Consider the following 2,748-nt stretch of genomic DNA (forward strand, 5'->3'; position numbering starts at 1 on the left):
GACGAGCCCGGTGGGACCGCGCCGAACCCCGACCCCCCGGGCCTCGTGCCGGCCCTGGACGAGCACCGTCACACCGCCCTCGTGGAGGAGCTGACCGCCCTGCTGGGGGACCCGCCGCTCCTCCCCGACGCCCACCGACCGGCCCGCCCCGTCCTGGACCGCGCCCTGCGCCGCGAGCGGGAACGCTGCGCCGGGCTGCTGGCCACCGCCCGGGGCGTTCCCGAGGGCCCCGACCGCGACGCCGCCTGGCACCGCGCCCGACGGGCCGCCAAACGCGCCCGCTACGCCGCGGAGGCCGCCGAGCCGGCCCTGGGCCGCGCCGCCCGCGACGAGGCCGCCCGGTTCCGCCGCATCCAGGACCTCCTGGGCGACCGCCAGGACGGCGTCCTGGCCCGCGAGACGCTCCTCCACCTGGCCCGGGAGGCCGAGGCGGCCGGCGAGTCGGCCTTCACCCACGGCGTGCTCCACGGCCGGGAGACCGCCCGGGCCCGCGAGACGGAGCGGGTCCTGTGCACGGTGGAGGAGGCGTACGGCGTCCCGCCGGCCCCGGGCCCGGTACGCTGAATGGGCAAGGGCCGTCCGGCACCCGTCGGTCCCCGCCCGCGGCGCCGGCGCCCCGCCGGGTCACGGCCGTCGGCGACCGACGGCCGTCCACGGCTCGTCCGTGCCGCACCCCGACCCCGTCCCGAAAGTGTCCCCCATGCCAGTCGAGTCGGTCTTCCCGCGCCTGGAGGCCCTCCTCCCGCACGTCCAGAAGCCGATCCAGTACGTCGGCGGCGAGTTGAACTCCACCGTCAAGGACTGGGACTCCTGTGACGTCCGCTGGGCCCTCATGTACCCGGACGCCTACGAGGTCGGTCTGCCCAACCAGGGCGTCATGATCCTCTACGAGATCCTCAACGAGCGCGAGGGAGTCCTGGCCGAACGCACCTACAGCGTCTGGCCCGACCTGGAGAAGCTCATGCGGGAGCACGACCTCCCGCAGTTCACCGTGGACGCGCACCGTCCGGTGTCCGCCTTCGACCTCTTCGGCGTCTCCTTCTCCACCGAGCTGGGCTACACCAACCTGCTCACCGCCCTGGACCTGGCCGGCATCCCGCTGGACGCGGTGGACCGCACGCAGGACCACCCCGTGGTGGTCGCCGGCGGGCACGCCGCCTTCAACCCCGAGCCGATCGCCGACTTCATCGACTGCGCGGTCCTCGGCGACGGCGAGCAGATCGTGCTGGAGATGACGGACATCGTCCGGGCCTGGAAGGAGGAGGGCCGCCCCGGCGGGCGGGAGGAACTGCTGTTCCGTCTCGCGCGCACCGGCGGGGTCTACGTGCCGCGCTTCCACGACGTGGAGTACCTCGCCGACGGCCGGATCTCCCGGGTGGTTCCCAACCGTCCGGGCGTGCCCTGGCGGGTGTCCAAGCACACCGTGATGGACCTCGACGAGTGGCCCTACCCCAAGCAGCCGCTGGTCCCGCTCGCCGAGACCGTCCACGAGCGGATGTCGGTGGAGATCTTCCGCGGCTGCACCCGCGGCTGCCGCTTCTGCCAGGCCGGGATGATCACCCGACCGGTTCGCGAGCGCTCCATCACCGGCATCGGCGACATGGTCGACAAGGGCCTGCGCAACACCGGCTTCGAGGAGGTCGGCCTGCTCTCCCTCTCCTCCGCCGACCACAGCGAGATCGCCGACGTGGCCAAGGGCCTGGCGGACCGCTACGAGGAGGAGAAGATCGGCCTCTCGCTGCCCTCCACCCGGGTCGACGCCTTCAACATCGACCTGGCCAACGAGCTGACCCGCAACGGCCGCCGCTCCGGCCTGACCTTCGCCCCCGAGGGCGGCTCGGAGCGCATCCGCAAGGTCATCAACAAGATGGTCTCGGAGGAGGACCTGATCCGCACCGTCGCCACCGCGTACGGCAACGGCTGGCGGCAGGTCAAGCTCTACTTCATGTGCGGGCTGCCCACCGAGACCGACGAGGACGTGCTCCAGATCGCCGACATGGCGACCCGGGTGATCGCCAAGGGCCGCGAGGTCTCCGGCTCCAACGACATCCGCTGCACCGTCTCCATCGGCGGCTTCGTCCCCAAACCGCACACCCCCTTCCAGTGGGCCCCGCAGCTCTCCGCCGAGGAGACCGACGCCCGCCTGGAGAAGCTGCGCGAGCGCATCCGCGGCGACAAGAAGTACGGCCGCTCCATCGGTTTCCGCTACCACGACGGCAAGCCCGGCATCGTCGAGGGCCTGCTCTCGCGCGGCGACCGCCGGGTCGGTGCCGTCATCCGCGCGGTCTGGGAGGCCGGCGGCCGCTTCGACGGCTGGCGCGAGTACTTCTCCTACGACCTGTGGATGAAGTGCGCCGAGGCCACCCTGCCCCCGCAGGGCGTGGACGTGGACTGGTACACCACCCGCGAGCGCGGCTACGAGGAGGTCCTGCCCTGGGACCACCTCGACTCCGGTCTGGACAAGGACTGGCTGTGGGAGGACTGGCAGGACGCCCTCGACGAGACCGAGGTCGAGGACTGCCGCTGGTCCCCCTGCTTCGATTGCGGAGTGTGTCCGCAAATGGACACCTCCATCCAAATCGGCCCCACTGGGCGCAAACTGCTTCCGCTCACCGTGGTCAAGTAGGCGGCCGGAGCCGGGACACCCCGTCCCCGGGGCGCGCGGACGGCGCGATCCGTGTCGTCCGCCCGCCCCGGGTCCCCGGCGGGATCCGGGCGGTCCCCGCGATCGCCCGGATCCCGCCGGGG

At 72.7% G+C, this 2,748-nt stretch carries 2 protein-coding genes; both read left to right on the forward strand.

Going from position 1 to position 2,748, the window contains the following annotated elements; translation table 11 throughout:
- On the forward strand, positions 1-564 hold a 564-nt coding region (locus FOE67_RS22030), incomplete at its 5' end, for a CHAD domain-containing protein (protein WP_182666584.1).
- Between the two features lie 136 nt (positions 565-700).
- Entirely contained in the window at positions 701-2,626 is a 1,926-nt protein-coding gene (locus FOE67_RS22035; RefSeq protein WP_182666585.1) for a TIGR03960 family B12-binding radical SAM protein, read from the forward strand.
- Positions 2,627-2,748: the final 122 nt, after the last annotated feature.

The organism is Streptomyces calidiresistens, assembly GCF_014141525.1.
GTDB classification, from domain to species: domain Bacteria; phylum Actinomycetota; class Actinomycetes; order Streptomycetales; family Streptomycetaceae; genus Streptomyces; species Streptomyces calidiresistens.